Source organism: Acinetobacter sp. AR_0276, from assembly GCF_003000705.1.
Taxonomy (GTDB): Bacteria; Pseudomonadota; Gammaproteobacteria; order Pseudomonadales; family Moraxellaceae; genus Acinetobacter; species Acinetobacter nosocomialis.
This window is the reverse complement of record NZ_PSQO01000004.1, coordinates 71,401-87,399: the sequence shown is the minus strand read 5'-3', so window position 1 is coordinate 87,399 and position 15,999 is coordinate 71,401. Positions and strand designations below refer to the sequence as shown.

14 protein-coding genes and 1 pseudogene are annotated in these 15,999 nt (G+C 41.7%); all 15 read left to right on the top strand.

Annotated features, from left to right (window positions below):
- Window positions 1–124: 124 nt before the first annotated feature.
- On the top strand, window positions 125–514 hold the full coding sequence (gene ftsB / locus CSB87_RS01265; RefSeq protein ID WP_004701341.1) for a cell division protein FtsB: 390 nt from the start codon (window positions 125–127) through the stop codon (window positions 512–514).
- Window positions 480–1,196, top strand: coding sequence for a 2-C-methyl-D-erythritol 4-phosphate cytidylyltransferase (gene ispD, locus CSB87_RS01260; RefSeq protein WP_004886982.1), 717 nt, complete (start codon window positions 480–482; stop codon window positions 1,194–1,196). Before ftsB ends, ispD begins: the two co-directional genes overlap by 35 nt.
- 349 nt (window positions 1,197–1,545) lie before the next feature.
- Window positions 1,546–2,217: a 3-oxoacid CoA-transferase subunit A gene (locus tag CSB87_RS01255; RefSeq protein ID WP_004886985.1), complete on the top strand. Its 672-nt coding sequence runs from the start codon at window positions 1,546–1,548 to the stop codon at window positions 2,215–2,217.
- Between the two features lie 18 nt (window positions 2,218–2,235).
- Window positions 2,236–2,889, top strand: a complete 654-nt coding sequence (locus CSB87_RS01250) for a 3-oxoacid CoA-transferase subunit B (protein ID WP_004886986.1) — start codon at window positions 2,236–2,238, stop codon at window positions 2,887–2,889.
- 12 nt (window positions 2,890–2,901) lie between these two features.
- Window positions 2,902–4,113: pseudogene (pcaF, locus tag CSB87_RS01245) on the top strand (3-oxoadipyl-CoA thiolase).
- A 2-nt stretch (window positions 4,114–4,115) separates the two neighbouring features.
- Window positions 4,116–5,471, top strand: a complete 1,356-nt coding sequence (locus CSB87_RS01240) for a 3-carboxy-cis,cis-muconate cycloisomerase (protein WP_004886990.1) — start codon at window positions 4,116–4,118, stop codon at window positions 5,469–5,471.
- Complete coding sequence (gene pcaD, locus CSB87_RS01235) at window positions 5,468–6,253, top strand: 3-oxoadipate enol-lactonase (RefSeq protein WP_004886991.1); 786 nt, start codon at window positions 5,468–5,470, stop codon at window positions 6,251–6,253. Before CSB87_RS01240 ends, pcaD begins: the two co-directional genes overlap by 4 nt.
- Window positions 6,254–6,295: 42 nt before the next feature.
- Window positions 6,296–7,651, top strand: a complete 1,356-nt coding sequence (locus tag CSB87_RS01230; RefSeq protein ID WP_002048835.1) for an MFS transporter — start codon at window positions 6,296–6,298, stop codon at window positions 7,649–7,651.
- 15 nt (window positions 7,652–7,666) lie between these two features.
- Window positions 7,667–8,080 (top strand): 4-carboxymuconolactone decarboxylase, encoded by a 414-nt coding sequence (gene pcaC, locus CSB87_RS01225; RefSeq protein ID WP_000997505.1) that lies wholly within the window; start codon window positions 7,667–7,669, stop codon window positions 8,078–8,080.
- Between the two features lie 10 nt (window positions 8,081–8,090).
- A complete protein-coding gene (gene pcaH / locus CSB87_RS01220) occupies window positions 8,091–8,816 on the top strand; it encodes a protocatechuate 3,4-dioxygenase subunit beta (protein ID WP_000077913.1) in 726 nt (241 codons plus the stop codon).
- Between the two features lie 14 nt (window positions 8,817–8,830).
- Entirely contained in the window at window positions 8,831–9,460 is a 630-nt protein-coding gene (gene pcaG, locus CSB87_RS01215; RefSeq protein ID WP_004886992.1) for a protocatechuate 3,4-dioxygenase subunit alpha, read from the top strand.
- Between the two features lie 69 nt (window positions 9,461–9,529).
- Window positions 9,530–10,357 carry a type I 3-dehydroquinate dehydratase gene (gene aroD / locus CSB87_RS01210; RefSeq protein ID WP_079377016.1) on the top strand — a complete coding sequence of 276 codons (828 nt, stop codon included), beginning with the start codon at window positions 9,530–9,532 and terminating at the stop codon, window positions 10,355–10,357.
- 19 nt (window positions 10,358–10,376) lie between these two features.
- Entirely contained in the window at window positions 10,377–11,828 is a 1,452-nt protein-coding gene (locus CSB87_RS01205; protein WP_106105015.1) for a NosD domain-containing protein, read from the top strand.
- A 61-nt stretch (window positions 11,829–11,889) separates the two neighbouring features.
- Complete coding sequence (locus tag CSB87_RS01200; protein ID WP_004886995.1) at window positions 11,890–13,209, top strand: carbohydrate porin; 1,320 nt, start codon at window positions 11,890–11,892, stop codon at window positions 13,207–13,209.
- 82 nt (window positions 13,210–13,291) lie between these two features.
- Complete coding sequence (locus CSB87_RS01195) at window positions 13,292–15,721, top strand: glucose/quinate/shikimate family membrane-bound PQQ-dependent dehydrogenase (protein WP_004886999.1); 2,430 nt, start codon at window positions 13,292–13,294, stop codon at window positions 15,719–15,721.
- Window positions 15,722–15,999 lie beyond the last annotated feature (278 nt).

Genomic DNA, 15,999 nt, shown 5'->3' with positions numbered 1-15,999 from the left:
CAATTTAAAGTAATATGATCATTCATCGTTTTGCAGGAATTTTGCAGGAATTTTGCATGTCGCTTGTAAATTGTCATACAATACAAAAACTTAATAAAAGTTTTTAATTAAAGCTCTTAATGCTATGTTAGAAGTATTTCGATCCACTTCAAGCAAACTTATATTGCTACTGGTTATTGTTTTAGTAGCTATATTGCAATATCAGTTCTGGTTAGGTGAGGGTGGTTATTTTCCTCATCAAGCGCTTATGCAACAGATCCAACAGCAAGCCGAAGTAAATGATGAGCTTAAAGAGCGAAACCGCATTTTGGCAGCTGAGGTTTTTGACCTAAAAAACGGTACAGAAGCAATAGAAGAGCATGCTCGTCTTGATCTTGGTTTAGTTAAGCCTCATGAAACATTTGTTCAAATGAGTACAATTAGTACCAATTATAAGCCTATTTATATTGACCCGAACGCTAAAGTAGATTTGGAAACTAATGAGACACCTCCATCGCCAGACATCCCAGACTAAATTATGGGCAGTTATCCCTGCTGCTGGTTCGGGAAGTCGGTTCTCCAAAACTGAATTAAAGCAATATCAATACATTCAAGACGCTACTGTTTTAGAACATACGGTTAAACGTTTAAGTCAACTTCCATTAAGTGGCTATGTTTTAGCAATTGGTGCACAGGATAATTTTGCCTCGACTTTAGCTTTTCAGGATAAATATAAGGCTCATTTTTGTAATGGTGGTGCTGAACGTGTGCACTCAGTATTAAACGCTCTAAATTATCTATTGCAGATAGCGGATGAGAATGACTGGGTATTAGTACATGATGCTGCACGACCTTGTGTGACTTTTGAATGTCTTAGTGCTCTTGTTAAAACCGCAGTTGAAACAAACCAGAGTGCTATTTTGGCAATTCCGGTACGCGATACGCTAAAACAAGTAACTAAACAACACCAAATTGATAAAACTGTGAGTCGAGAACTTTTGTGGCAGGCTCAAACTCCCCAAATTGCTAAAATTGGCACGCTTAAAAAAGCAATAGAAACAGCATTAAAAAATAATTTGACCATTACCGATGAGGCGAGTGCACTTGAATCTGTGGGCGAAAGTGTACAAGTGGTCATGGGGCGCTCTGATAATATAAAAATTACTTATCCTGATGATTTGGAACTTGCTCGTTTAATTTTACAATCACAGTCTTAAGGTTTTATATACAGTGCTGATGGTTATTTTATTTATGAAATAGCCTAAGCAAATATGTTGTTTTATACATATCTATCCAAAATTATTGGTATTTTTTTACAACTTGAGTTTATAAGATAGATTAAGTAATTTACTGAGATAATGTTCGATAGTCGAACAAAAAAATCCTAAATCGAACAAAACTATATATAGCTTACTAGATCAAAATACGAAAATTATCAAAAATGATTAAAAGGGAAATCTAAGGGAAACACTCGGGATTGAGTGAAATATTTATCTATTCTTCTCGCCTCAGTGTGCCTAACTCTCTTACCTATCTCTTCTTCAATGAGCACAATGGAGTTGTCTAATGATTGACAAAAGTAAGTCCTCACTAAGCGAGGTTTTATCGCAGATTAAAGATGGTGCAACCATTCTGATTGGTGGTTTTGGTACCGCAGGACAACCCGCTGAACTCATTGACGGTCTGATTGAACTCGGTGTTAAAGGCTTAACCATTGTGAGCAACAATGCCGGTAATGGTGACTATGGTCTGGCTAAACTGCTTAAGGCCGGTTCAGTAAAAAAAGTGATCTGTTCTTTCCCACGTCAGTCAGATTCTTATGTGTTTGATGAACTATACCGTGCCGGAAAGGTGGAACTTGAGGTTGTACCGCAAGGTAATCTGGCTTGTCGTATTCAAGCTGCAGGTATGGGTTTAGGTGCTGTATTTACTCCAACGGGCTTTGGAACACTTTTGGCCGAAGGCAAAGAAACTCGTGAGATTGATGGTAAAGATTACGTACTTGAATATCCGATCAAGGCTGACTTCGCTTTGATTAAAGCCTATAAGGGCGACCGCTGGGGTAATTTGGTTTACCGTAAATCTGCACGTAACTTTGGCCCGATCATGGCCATGGCTGCGGATGTCACCATTGCTCAGGTTTCTGAAGTGGTGGAGCTGGGTGGATTAGATCCGGAGCACATCATCACCCCGGGTATCTTTGTACAGCATGTTGTACAAGTACAGCCCGCACAGTAAGCAATAAGGAGAAATAACATGAGCTACCAGAAACTCAGCCGTGACCAGATTGCACAACGTGTGGCACAAGATATTCCAGATGGCGCCTATGTAAACTTGGGCATTGGCTTACCGACTAAAATTGCCAGCTACTTACCTAACGATAAAGATATTTTCCTTCATTCTGAAAATGGCCTATTGGCATTTGGCCCACCACCAGCGGCAGGTGAAGAAGACCCTGAACTGATTAATGCGGGTAAAGAGTTTGTGACCATGCTAGAAGGCGGCAGCTTTTTCCACCATGGCGACTCCTTTGCGATGATGCGTGGTGGTCACCTTGATATAGCGGTACTTGGTGCCTTTCAGGTTGCAGCCAATGGTGACTTGGCGAACTGGCATACAGGTGCGCCAGATGCGATTCCTGCGGTGGGTGGTGCGATGGATTTGGCAGTTGGTGCCAAGAAAGTATTTATCACTACAGACCATGTCACCAAGCAAGGTGAACCAAAGATTGTGGCTGAGCTCACTTATCCGGTAACGGGTAAGCACTGTGTGGATCGTATTTACACCGATCTGTGTGTGATTGATGTGACCAAAGATGGTTTAAAAGTAATTGAGAAAGTTGAAGGTCTTAGCTTTGATGAGTTGCAGGCTTTAACGGGTGCGACTTTGATTGATGCGACTCAAGGGTAAGGAAGTAGGGAAATGACATTAAAAAACGCTTATATCATCGATGCCATCCGTACTCCATTCGGCCGTTAAGCCGGTGGCCTTGCACCTATCCGTGCCGATGACCTTGGTGCTGTACCCATTAAAGCCCTCATGCAGCGTAACCCAAGTGTAGATTGGGAACAGGTCGATGATGTGATTTATGGTTGTGCCAACCAAGCTGGTGAAGATAACCGTAACGTGGGCCGTATGTCAGCACTGCTTGCTGGGTTACCTTATCAGGTTCCGGCAACCACCATTAACCGTTTGTGTGGTTCATCACTCGATGCCATTGCCATTGCTGCCCGTGCCATTAAAGCAGGTGAAGCGAACTTGGTGATTGCAGGTGGTGTGGAAAGCATGAGCCGTGCGCCTTATGTAATGGGTAAGTCTGACAGTGCTTTTGGCCGTAGCCAGAAGATTGAAGACACCACTATGGGTTGGCGCTTCATTAACCCAAAACTTAAAGAATTGTATGGTGTAGATACCATGCCCCAGACTGCCGAAAACGTGGCTGAACAGTTCAACGTCAATCGTGCAGATCAGGACCAGTTTGCCTTGGTGAGCCAACAACGCACCGCAAGCGCGCAAGCCAAAGGCTTTTTTTCTAAAGAAATTGTGGCAGTTGAAATCCCTCAGCGTAAGGGTGAGGCTGTTGTGATTGATACTGATGAACATCCACGTGCATCCACCACACTTGAAGGTTTAAGCAAACTTAAACCTGTGGTTAAAGCAGATGGTACGGTCACTGCGGGGAATGCTTCAGGGATTAACGATGGTGCAGCCGCATTGCTGATTGCTTCTGATGATGCAGTTCAGGCTTACAACTTAAAACCACGTGCCAAGATCATTGCTTCAACAGCAGTGGGTGTAGAACCACGTATTATGGGTTTTGCTCCAGCACCAGCCATTAAAAAATTACTTAAACAAGCCAACCTGACTTTAGATCAGATGGATGTAATTGAGCTGAATGAAGCCTTTGCTGCACAGGCATTGGCAGTGACCCGTGATTTAGGTTTGCCAGATGATTCTGACAAGGTAAATCCAAACGGTGGAGCAATTGCATTAGGTCATCCACTGGGTGCTTCAGGTGCACGCCTTGTGACCACAGCCTTAAACCAGCTTGAACAAACAGGTGGTCGTTATGCCTTGTGTTCAATGTGTATTGGTGTAGGCCAAGGCATTGCTTTGATTATTGAGAGAGTCTAATCATGAGTCAGTTATATGCCAGCTTGTTTTACCAAAAAGACGTCACAGACATCTTTAGTGACTCATCCTTAATCGCATACATGATTCAGGTTGAAGTTGCGTTAGCCCAAGCGCAGGCACAAGTTGGCGTGATTCCTCAAAATGCAGCAAATACCATTGCCCAAGTAGCTGAGCATGCACTAGACAAGTTTGATTTTTCCGCTTTGGCGATAGCAACTGGTTTAGCTGGGAATATCGCAATTCCATTTGTAAAACAGCTTACAGCAATTGTTAAAGATGTGGATGAGGATGCTTCCCGCTATGTGCATTGGGGTGCAACCAGTCAGGATATTTTAGACACAGCTTGTATTTTGCAATGCCGTGATGCGTTAAATATTGTGGAAGCTCAAATTCAACAATGCTATGCGACTGCATTACAGCAAGCCAAGCAATATCGCCATCAAGTCATGATTGGACGTACATGGTTACAACAAGCTTTACCAATTACGTTGGGACATAAACTTGCTCGTTGGGCTTCTGCATTTAAACGTGATTTAGACCGTATACAAGCTATGAAATCACGTGTGCTCACTGCTCAGTTAGGCGGTGCTGTGGGTTCATTAGCTTCTTTGCAAAACCAAGGTTCGCTTGTGGTCAGCGCATTTGCGAAGCAACTGAATCTGACTGTACCAACAAGTACATGGCATGGTGAGCGTGACCGTATTGTAGAAATTGCAAGTGTGCTTGGCATGATTGTCGGGAATACGGGCAAGATGGCACGCGACTGGTCACTCATGATGCAAACTGAAATTGCAGAGTTGTTTGAGCCAACCGCAAAGGGTCGTGGTGGTTCATCGACCATGCCTCATAAGCGTAATCCAGTCGCAGCAGCTTCAGTACTTGCAGCAGCGAATCGTGTACCAGCGCTGATGTCTAGCATTTATCAAAGCATGGTACAGGAACATGAACGGAGTTTAGGTGCATGGCATGCAGAATGGTTAGCAGTTCCAGAAATCTTTCAGCTTTGTGCTGGAGCATTAAGCCGTACTAGTGAAGTTCTACAAGGTTTTGAAGTTAATGCTGAACATATGCAACAGAACCTTGAGTGTACCAACGGATTAATTATGGCAGAAGCTGTGATGATGGCACTTGCTCCCAAGATTGGCCGTTTAAATGCTCATCATTTAGTTGAAGCTGCATGTAAAACAGCGGTAGCACAAAACCAGCATTTGTTTGATGTTGTTAGCCAACTAGATGAAGTAAAAGGACAGTTTAACCAGCAAGAAATACGAGATATTTTCAAACCAGAAAATTATTTAGGCAATATTCAGCAACAGATTGATGCGGTTTTGCAAGAAGCACAAGGAGAGTCAAAGTGAAACAGACTATTCGTAATCGTCAAGGAAAACAGTTAGCAGTTTATACAGATGGTCTAAAAGATGCTCCTGTGCTTGTGTTTTCTAATTCATTAGGAACAGACCACGGTATGTGGCAACCTCAGCTTAATGAATTAAAAAGTCATTTTAATGTCATTACATACGACACACGTGGTCATGGTGAAAGTGATGTAATTAGTGACACGACATTGCAAAACTTAGCTGAAGATGTTGTTGATATTTTAGATGCCTTGAATATTGAAAAAGCTCATTTTTGTGGCATTTCAATGGGCGGAATTACAGGGCTTTGGTTGGCTATTCATCATCAAAATCGTTTTAATAGCATTACAGTTGCAAACTCGGCAGCCAAAATTGGTCAGACTGAAGCTTGGTTAAGTCGTGCTGAATCGGTAGAACAAAATGGTTTAGCTGAGCTGGTTAAAACCACGCATACCCGCTGGTTCAGTGAAAAATTTGACTATCAACATAATATTGTTGCACAGACGACGATTCAAAGTCTGGCAAACACACCAGCACAAGGTTATGCCAACGCATGTCGTGCTTTAGCGTATGCCGATTTAAGAGATGAAATTGCACAAATTCAAATTCCAGTACTGCTGATCGCAGGAACAGAAGATCCGGTAACTACAGTAGCAGATGCCGAATTTATGCAGAAGGCAATTAAGAACAGTCAGCTAGCAAAACTGGAAGCATCTCATCTTTCTAGTATTGAGCAACCACAGAGATTTACTCAGGAATTGACTAGGTTTATTCAGCAAATCTAATCGCTTAGTAATTTAAAAGGAATTGGCCTTAAGGAGGCAAATATGGCGTCTCAGGATTACGCTACACCAAACAAAAGCATCGATGCTCAAGCACTGATTAATGATGCTCCACTTAGTAAATATCAATGGATGATCGCAATCATCTGTTTCTTAATTATTTTTACTGATGGTATCGATACAGCTGCTATGGGCTTTATTGCACCAGCATTGGCACAAGACTGGGGAATTGATCGTTCTCAGTTAGGACCGGTGATGAGTGCAGCACTTGGTGGAATGATTATTGGCGCTTTAGTTTCTGGTCCGACAGCGGACCGTTTCGGTCGAAAAGTTGTTTTAGCTGTGGCAATGCTTGTGTTCGGTGGTTTTACTTTGGCATCTGCTTATGCAACCAACTTGGATAGCCTTGTCGTTTTACGTTTTTTAACCGGTATTGGCCTTGGTGCAGCAATGCCAAATGCCACCACTTTATTTTCTGAGTACTGTCCAACCCGCATTCGTTCATTACTCGTGACATGTATGTTCTGTGGCTACAACTTGGGTATGGCTACCGGCGGTTTTATTAGCAGTTGGCTTATCCCTACCTACGGTTGGCATAGCTTATTTTTGCTCGGCGGCTGGTCACCTTTAATTTTAATGATTTTAGTGATTGTAGTGCTACCTGAGTCTTACCGCTTTTTAATTGTGAAAGGTAAGAATCCTGAAAAAGTACGCAAAATCTTAAATCATATTGCGCCAACACAAATTCAAAATGCGACTGCATTTCATGTTCCTGAAGAGAAAACTGAAACAGCTCAAAAGAAAAATGTCTTTGGAATTATGTTTTCTAAGCCATATGCCAAAGGAACAATTTTACTTTGGGTAACTTACTTCATGGGACTCGTGGTTGTGTACTTGCTGACAAGCTGGTTACCAACACTTATGCGTGAAACAGGTGCTTCGATGGAGCGTGCTGCATTTATTGGAGGTTTGTTCCAGTTCGGTGGTGTGGTGAGCGCATTGTTCATTGGCTGGGCAATGGACAAATTCAACCCGAACCGAGTCATCGCTATTTTCTACTTTGCCGCAGGCCTATTTGCAATTGCGGTCGGTCAAAGCTTAGGCAACTCAACCTTACTTGCAGTATTAGTGCTTTGTGCGGGTATCGCCATTAATGGTGCGCAATCTTCGATGCCTGCGTTAAGTGCACGCTTCTATCCAACTCAGTGCCGTGCAACGGGTGTTTCTTGGATGACTGGTATTGGACGTTTTGGTGCAGTATTTGGTGCATGGATTGGTGCGGTGCTACTCGGTAATGATTGGTCATTCACCGCTATTCTCAGTTTATTACTAATTCCAGCGACTGCTGCGGCTGTTGCTGTATTTGTTAAATCACTTGTTGCGCATACCGATGCAACTTAATAGAGGTCTATCACAATGAATGATGAACAACGCTATAAACAAGGCATTGAAGTGCGGACTGAAGTTTTAGGTGAAAAGCATGTTGGTCGGTCTTTGCAAAACCTAAATGACTTTAACCAAGATTTTCAAAATTTTATTAGCCGTTACGCATGGGGTGAGGTGTGGTCGCGTCCGGGCTTGCCACGTCATACACGTAGTTTAGTGACTATCGCAATTTTATTGGCACTGGGCCGTGAAGATGAACTACGCATGCATTTACGTGCTTGTTTCAACAATGGTGTAACCAAAGAAGATTTAAAAGAGCTGATCTTACACAGTTCACTCTATGCAGGTTTACCTGCTGCAAACGCTGCAATGCACATGGCTGAAGAAGTCTTTAAAGAGTTGGGAATAGAAGTAAACCCAATTGCAGCGAAAGAACAGGATTAAGGAGATAAAGATGTCACAACATAGCTGGGGTGCCTACGCCCAACGTAATACAGATGATCATCCACCAGCGTATACGCCAGGTTATAAAACAAGTGTATTGCGTTCGCCAAAAAATGCATTGATCTCTATTAACGAGACTTTAACTGAAGTTACTGCACCGCATTTTTCTTCAAATCTGTTTGGTCCAAAAGATAACGATTTGATTTTGAACTATGCCAAAGATGGTTTGCCAATTGGTGAGCGTGTCATTGTTCATGGCTATGTTCGTGATCAGTTTGGTCGTCCTGTAAAAAATGCACTTCTAGAAGTATGGCAAGCCAATGCTTCTGGTCGTTATCGTCATCCAAATGACAAGTTTATTGGTGCAATGGACCCTAACTTTGGTGGTTGTGGTCGTACCTTAACAGATGAAAACGGTTTTTATATTTTCCGTACCATTAAACCGGGTCCGTACCCATGGCGTAACCGTATTAATGAATGGCGTCCTGCCCATATTCATTTCTCATTAATTGCTGATGGTTGGGCGCAGCGTTTGATTTCGCAATTTTATTTTGAAGGCGACACGCTCATCGACACTTGCCCGATCTTAAAAACAATTCCTTCTGAAGATCAACGTCGTGCATTGATTGCACTAGAAGATAAAAACAACTTTATCGAAGCCGATAGCCGTTGTTACCGTTTCGACATCACTTTGCGTGGTCGTCGAGCGACTTACTTCGAAAATGAATTGACTTAATCGGGAGCACGAGCATGAATAACTGGAATTTTCAGGAATTAAAAGAAACTCCATCTCAAACAGGTGGTCCTTACGTTCATATTGGGTTATTGCCACAACAAGCAAATATCGAAGTGTTTGAAAACAACTTTAATAACCAATTAGTACAAGACCAGACAAAAGGTGAGCGTATTCGTCTTGAAGGTCAAGTGTTTGACGGATTAGGTTTACCGCTACGTGATGTGCTTATCGAGATTTGGCAGGCTGATGCAAATGGTATCTACCCAAGTCATGCCGATACACGTGAGCAAAAAGCTGATCCTGCATTTCACGGCTGGGGTCGTACAGGTGCAGACTTTGAAACAGGTATTTGGAGCTTCAATACGATTAAACCGGGCGCGACAGCAGGCCGTAAAGGCTCAACTCAGGCACCACATATTGCATTAGTCATTTTCGCTCGCGGTATTAACTTAGGTCTTCATACACGTGTTTATTTTGACGATGAAGCTGAGGCAAATGCTAACGACCCAATTCTAAATAGTATTGAATGGGCACCACGTCGCCAAACACTTATTGCGAAACGTTTTGAAGAAAATGGTGAAGTTGTTTATCGCTTCGATATTCGCATTCAAGGCGATGACGAAACTGTATTTTTTGATATTTAAGAAACACCTAAGGCTACACCTGATTATTCAAGGATGTGTGTAGCCTTTTTAAGGATGAACTCTATGAACATGAAAACATTATTAAGCCTAAGTTTGCTTGTAGTCCCATTTTTTACAGCACAGGCAAATGCTGAACCTGTCGTTTTGGCTGCTCAAACACAAACTGCATCTACAGCTGTTAAAACGATTGTTCCGATTACCGCAAAAACCAAAGAACAAGCTCTGGCACAGGCTCAAGTGATTGCAAACACAGCAGATGCTGATTTGGCAGAGTTCCGTATCGATTTATTAAGCTTTGCCAGCGATACAAAACAAGTCATTGCCTTAGGTCATGAGTTGAAAAAGATTTTAGGCAACAAGCCATTGATTGCCACCATTCGTACGAAAAACGAAGGGGGGCAGCTTGAAATTAGTGATGCGGATTATGGTAAGACTTATCAGGCTTATTTAAAAAATCCGTTCATGGATTGGTTAGATGTTGAAATGTTCCGTGATCAAAAACTAGTTTCAGAAATTGTTCAAAAAGCACATCAAAAGAAAGTGCTCGTTGTCATGTCTAATCACGACTTCCAAAAAACACCAAGCCAAGATGAAATTGAAAAACGCTTGTTAAAACAAGATCAAATGGGCGCAGATGTTCTCAAAATTGCTGTAATGCCTAAATCTAAACAAGATGTTTTCACTTTAATGAACGCAACTTTAAAGGTAAGCCAACAGACTACTAAACCTTTATTGACGATGTCGATGGGGCAATTAGGTACGATTTCTCGTGTTGCAACTGCCAATATGGGCGGAAGTTATAGCTTTGGCATGATTGGTCAGGCTTCTGCACCGGGTCAAATTGATGTGACTAAGCTCAAACAGATTTTACAAACCGTTCAACCAACAAACCCATAAATCATAAGGATATGATGAAATGAATACATTACGTTTAACTACTCTTGCATTAGGTTTGATGGTTTCAGGAGTAGCTGCAGCACAAACTTATGTGGTTGACCGTTATCAAGATGATAGCAACAAAGGCTCTTTACGCTGGGCAATTGAACAAGCCAATGCAAACCCAAGCGAAGCTAGCGATATCTTGATTCAAGCAGTAGGCAAAGCACCTTATGCAATTAAATTAAACAGCCCGCTTCCTGAAATTAAAGCACCTATCAAAATTATTGGTACCCAATGGGATAAAACTGGTGAATACATTGCAATTGATGGTTCAAATTATATTAAAGGTGAAGGTGCAAAAGCTTGCCCGGGAGCAAATCCTGAGCAGTATGGTACCAATGTACGTACTATGACTTTACCGGGTTTTGTACTACGTGATGTCAATAACGTGACTTTAAAAGGCCTAGATATCCACCGGTTCTGCATTGGCGTATTGGTTAACCGTTCAAGCAATAACCTCATTCAACACAACCGTATTAGTAATAACTATGGTGGAGCTGGGGTCATGATCACGGGCGATGATGGTAAAGGCAACCCAACTGCAACCACGACTAATAACAACAAAGTTTTAGATAACATTTTCCAAGACAATGGTGATGGTTTAGAACTGACACGTGGTGCAGCATTTAACCTGATTGCAAATAACCATTTTGTTTCTACCAAAGTAAATCCAGAGCCATCACAAGGTATTGAAATCTTGTGGGGCAATGACAATGCTGTAGTTGGAAACAAGTTTGAAAATTATTCGGATGGCTTACAGATTAACTGGGGTAAGCGTAACTATATTGCCTACAACGAAATGACCAATAACTCGATTGGTTTTAACATGACGGGTGATGGCAATATTCTTGATAGCAATAAAGTGCATGGCAATCGTATTGGTGTTGCCATTCGCTCAGAAAAAGATGCAAATGCAAGAATTACACTGACTAAAAACCTAATTTGGGACAACGATAAAGATATTAAACGCTGCGAAGCAGGTGGTTCATGTGTACCAAATCAGCGTTTAGGTGCAATTGTATTTGGAGTTCCTGCGCTTGAGCATGAAGGATTTGTTGGTTCTCGTGGTGGTGGTGTGGTGATTGAGCCATCTAAACTACAAAAAACATGTACTCAGCCAAATGAACAAGGTTGTAATGCTCAGCCGAATCAGGGTATTAAAGCGCCTAAGTTAACAGCAAATAAAGGTTCAGTTAATATAGAGGTAAATGGTTTACCAAACCAACGTTACCAAGTTGAGTTTTTTGGCAACCAGAGTACGACATCAAAAGAAGCTGAGCAGTATTTAGGGACTATAACAGTTGCCACAGACGTACAAGGCAACGCAAAAGCCAATTGGAAGCCAACAGTCAAAGTTGCCTCAATTACAGCAAATGTAACGGATCACTTTGGTGCAACTTCTGAGCTTGGGTTTGTGCAAGTTAAATAATAAAAAAATAAAGCGCCTCAAAACAGGGGGCGCATTTTAGAAAAGATAAAAGGGACTTGAAATGCCAAACGTAATCAAACTGAGTGTATTAACAATTGCTGTATTAGGTAGCCAATTTGCACTTGCGAATGAGCCGTGGTCACAAGACCGCCAATGGTTATTGGGTGACTGGAATGGTGAGCGTCAACAATTAGAGCAACAGGGTTATAAATTTACAGCTTCTATCATGAGCCAAGCTGCCACAAATTTAGATGGTGGGTATAACGACAGCAATACTTTTGAGAATGCTGCGCAGCTTTCTTTGGGTGCAACTTTCGATTTAGACAAAATTGCTGGATGGAAAGATACAACCGCGAGCTTAGTTGTGACTAAACGTGACGGTAATGCGCTTACTTTAGAGCGTATTAAAGACCCACGCTCTAGCCAACTTGGTAACGCACAAGAGATTTATGGTCGTGGCAAAATCTGGCGTTTATCTCAAGCATGGATAAAAAAAGGCTTTGCTGATAATACCGTACAAGTCAAAGTTGGTCGTATGGGCATGTCAGAGGACTTTAATAGTTCTCAATGTGAGTTTCAGAACTTATTGCTTTGTGGTGGGCAGTTAGGAAAATCAATTGGTTCAATTTGGTATAACTCACCAGTTGGTGTTTGGGCTGCAAACGTTAAATATCAGTTTGCACCTGAGTGGACTTTAGGTGTTGGCGTGTATGAGGTCAATCCAGACAATATTAAAACCGAATCAAACAGTGATGGTTTTAATCTGGATATGAATAACGTCAAGGGCGCTACTATACCGGTTGAACTTGCATGGAAACCAAAACTTGCTGCTTTCAATGGTTTACCGGGTGAATATAAAGTAGGTGCACTTTACTCAACCGCAGAAGCAAATGATATTAAAACTGCAGGTAAAGTTCATGACGGAAAACAAAGCTTCTGGATTAATGCGCAGCAACAACTTAGCCATGCCGGCCAAGATCCGAAACGCGGTTTATATGTAAGTTTTAATGGCGTTGTAAATGATAAAGCAACGACCTTTGTACAAAGTACACAACAACTTGCACTTTGGTATAAGGGCCCATTTGACAGCCGACCAAATGATTCAATTGGTTTTGGTATTGCCAATTATGTCGTTAATGACCGTGCTAAAGATAAGCAGATCGCGACAAATGAAAGCCGCGGATACTATAGCTATGATCCGATCGCATCTAACTATATTCCAATTCAGGACGACGAACTAAACGTTGAATTGAACTATACCTATCAATGGTCTCCGGCCGTCATGCTGCGACCAAATATTCAATATATCCATCAACCTGCTGGTGTAAAAGAAGTTGATGATGCTTGGGTGGCGGGCCTGAGTGTAAAAGTTAATTTTTAACAATATTGATGGCTGGTTAGACATAGTTTAACTGGCCCAAATGCTTGAACTATTTGTGTTCAGTATATGTGGAGTAGGATCTATGTCTGAGTCAGATTCTAAGTTTCATATCTTATTCAAAATATGGTGTTTTATTTTAGGTCTAGTTTTATTGGCTACCGGTGTTTTTTACATTGTAGGTGGTGGAAAACTAGTATCACTCGGCGGTTCTTGGTATTTCCTTATCTCAGGACTGTTTATAACCATTTCGGCAATTAGTATCTTCCGTAAAAAAGCACTTGGTGTCTGGATTTTTGCAGTTGTTTTTATCGGTACGGTAATTTGGTCACTGATTGACGCTGGATGGGAATTTTGGCCGTTATTCTCGCGCTTAATGTTTCCTGCTGGTCTTTTTGCTGCGTTGTTATTTACCTTACCTTCAATTCGACGTTACCAATTTCAAAATGGTTCAGCATCCTCAGCGTATGCTGTTGGTGGACTAGTCGTTGTCGGTATGTTGATTGCGCTTTACCAAATGTTTCAACCGCACCCGACAGTAGCAAGCTCAGGTCAAAAGCTACCTTTAGTGCCAGTTGACCCTGCTAAAAAACAGGTGAATTGGGAAAATTATGGTAATGATTCTGGCGGTAGTCGTTTCGTTGCTCTCGATCAAATTAATCGAGATAACGTTCATAAGTTAAAAGAAGCATGGCGCTTTAGAACAGGTGATTTTACAACGGGTAGCGGTAATGGTGCTGAAGACCAAATGACCCCACTACAAGTTGGAAATAAAGTCTTTTTATGTACGCCGCATAACAATATTTTTGCAATAGATGCTGATTCGGGTAAACAGCTTTGGAAAGCTGAGGTGAACTCTAAAGCCGATGCTTGGGAGCGTTGCCGTGGTGTTGCATACTTTGATTCAACAAAAACACGTGTACAACCAACTTTAGCTGGTGCAACTCCGGTCACTACTGTTGCGGCCAACACAGCATGTCCACGCCGTGTATATACCAATACTCCCGATGCTCGTTTAATTGCAGTCAATGCAGATACTGGTGAACGTTGTGCTGACTTTGGTGTGAATGGAACAGTTAACCTGCTCGAAGGCTTAGGCGATGGAACAAAAGCTCCACGTTTTGAAGTGACTTCTGCACCAACGATAGCAGGTACTACTATTGTAGTCGGCAGCCGTATCGCAGATAACGTGGCAGCAGATATGCCGGGTGGCGTAATCCGTGGTTATGATGTGATTACAGGTAAACTCCGCTGGGCATTTGACCCACGTAACCCTGATCCTAACCATGTTCTAAAACCAGGTGAAACGTATAAACGTAGTTCGGCAAACTCTTGGGCCGCTATGTCGTATGACCCACAAATGAATACAGTGTTCTTACCTATGGGGAGTTCATCTGTTGATATTTGGGGTGGTAATCGTAATCCGTTAGATCACAAATACAATACTTCTGTGTTGGCACTCGATGCGACAACGGGTAAAGAAAAGTGGGTATATCAAACTGTTCATAATGACTTATGGGACTTTGATTTACCAATGCAACCAAGTCTAGTCGACTTTCCATTAAAAGATGGTACGACTAAGCCAGCTGTTGTGATTGGAACCAAATCAGGCCAATTCTTTGTTCTAGACCGTGTAACTGGTAAACCACTTACTAAAGTGATTGAACAGCCAGTGAAAGCTGCGAATATTCCGGGTGAGCAATATAGTTTAACTCAACCACGTTCTGTTGAAATGCCTCAAATTGGTAATCAGACTTTAACTGAGTCAGATATGTGGGGTGCTACACCGTTTGATCAGCTCATGTGCCGTATTAACTTTAAGTCAATGCGTTACGAAGGTTTATTTACTGCACCGGGTACTGATGTTTCATTAAGTTTTCCTGGTTCTTTAGGTGGCATGAACTGGGGAAGTATTGCTTTTGACCCGACTCATCGTTACATGTTCGTAAACGACATGCGTCTTGGTTTATGGGTTCAACTCATTAAACAAACCCCTGAAGATATTAAGATTCAGGCGAGTGGCGGTGAAAAAGTAAATACAGGTATGGGGGCTGTACCAATGAAAGGGACACCATATAAAGTGAATAAAAACCGCTTTATGTCTGCTTTAAGTATTCCTTGTCAAAAACCACCATTTGGTACCATGACTGCAATTGATATGAAAACTCGTCAGGTTGCATGGCAAGTACCACTTGGCACAGTTGAAGACACTGGACCTTTAGGTATTAAGATGGGCTTAAAAGCACCGATTGGTATGCCGACTATTGGTGGACCGATGGCAACTCAAGGTGGTTTAGTCTTCTTTGCTGCAACTCAAGATTACTACTTGCGTGCTTTTGATTCATCTACAGGTAAAGAGCTGTGGAAGTCACGTATGCCAGTAGGTAGCCAAGGTACACCAATCAGCTATGTCTCACCTAAAACAGGTAAACAGTATGTAGTGGTTACCGCGGGCGGTGCACGTCAGTCTCCGGACCATGGTGATTATGTGATCGCATATAGTTTAGAGAAGTAATTAAACAGGGCAAAAGGATAAATTTTCTTTTGCCCTTATTTTTTTAATATCTTTTTTCTATTAGAGTGTTTGCGGAAATTCTATAATTTTAGTGAGATAGCTTTACCAAATAGTAAAAAAGTGCTTGAAGTTATTGCTAAACTTAAAATATACCTATAAATGTTTTATTCTGAACGCTAGAGATAGCCGAACTATTAAGCATTTTTTTATAATGTTTTACCTATAAATAAGATTAATAAGTTTATTAAGTTTTGTTTAACTTAAGATTGTGAATTTTA

Excerpts from the sequence above, each read along its gene's own strand:
- pcaC (WP_000997505.1), top strand. The coding sequence starts at position 7,667 with ATGAATGATGAACAACGCTATAAACAAGGCATTGAAGTGCGGACTGAA.
- CSB87_RS01205 (WP_106105015.1), top strand. The coding sequence starts at position 10,377 with ATGAATACATTACGTTTAACTACTCTTGCATTAGGTTTGATGGTTTCA.
- pcaH (WP_000077913.1), top strand. The coding sequence starts at position 8,091 with ATGTCACAACATAGCTGGGGTGCCTACGCCCAACGTAATACAGATGAT.
- CSB87_RS01250 (WP_004886986.1), top strand. The coding sequence starts at position 2,236 with ATGAGCTACCAGAAACTCAGCCGTGACCAGATTGCACAACGTGTGGCA.
- pcaG (WP_004886992.1), top strand. The coding sequence starts at position 8,831 with ATGAATAACTGGAATTTTCAGGAATTAAAAGAAACTCCATCTCAAACA.
- CSB87_RS01200 (WP_004886995.1), top strand. The coding sequence starts at position 11,890 with ATGCCAAACGTAATCAAACTGAGTGTATTAACAATTGCTGTATTAGGT.
- ispD (WP_004886982.1), top strand. The coding sequence starts at position 480 with ATGAGACACCTCCATCGCCAGACATCCCAGACTAAATTATGGGCAGTT.
- ftsB (WP_004701341.1), top strand. The coding sequence starts at position 125 with ATGTTAGAAGTATTTCGATCCACTTCAAGCAAACTTATATTGCTACTG.
- CSB87_RS01195 (WP_004886999.1), top strand. The coding sequence starts at position 13,292 with ATGTCTGAGTCAGATTCTAAGTTTCATATCTTATTCAAAATATGGTGT.
- aroD (WP_079377016.1), top strand. The coding sequence starts at position 9,530 with ATGAAAACATTATTAAGCCTAAGTTTGCTTGTAGTCCCATTTTTTACA.
- CSB87_RS01240 (WP_004886990.1), top strand. The coding sequence starts at position 4,116 with ATGAGTCAGTTATATGCCAGCTTGTTTTACCAAAAAGACGTCACAGAC.
- CSB87_RS01230 (WP_002048835.1), top strand. The coding sequence starts at position 6,296 with ATGGCGTCTCAGGATTACGCTACACCAAACAAAAGCATCGATGCTCAA.
- CSB87_RS01255 (WP_004886985.1), top strand. The coding sequence starts at position 1,546 with ATGATTGACAAAAGTAAGTCCTCACTAAGCGAGGTTTTATCGCAGATT.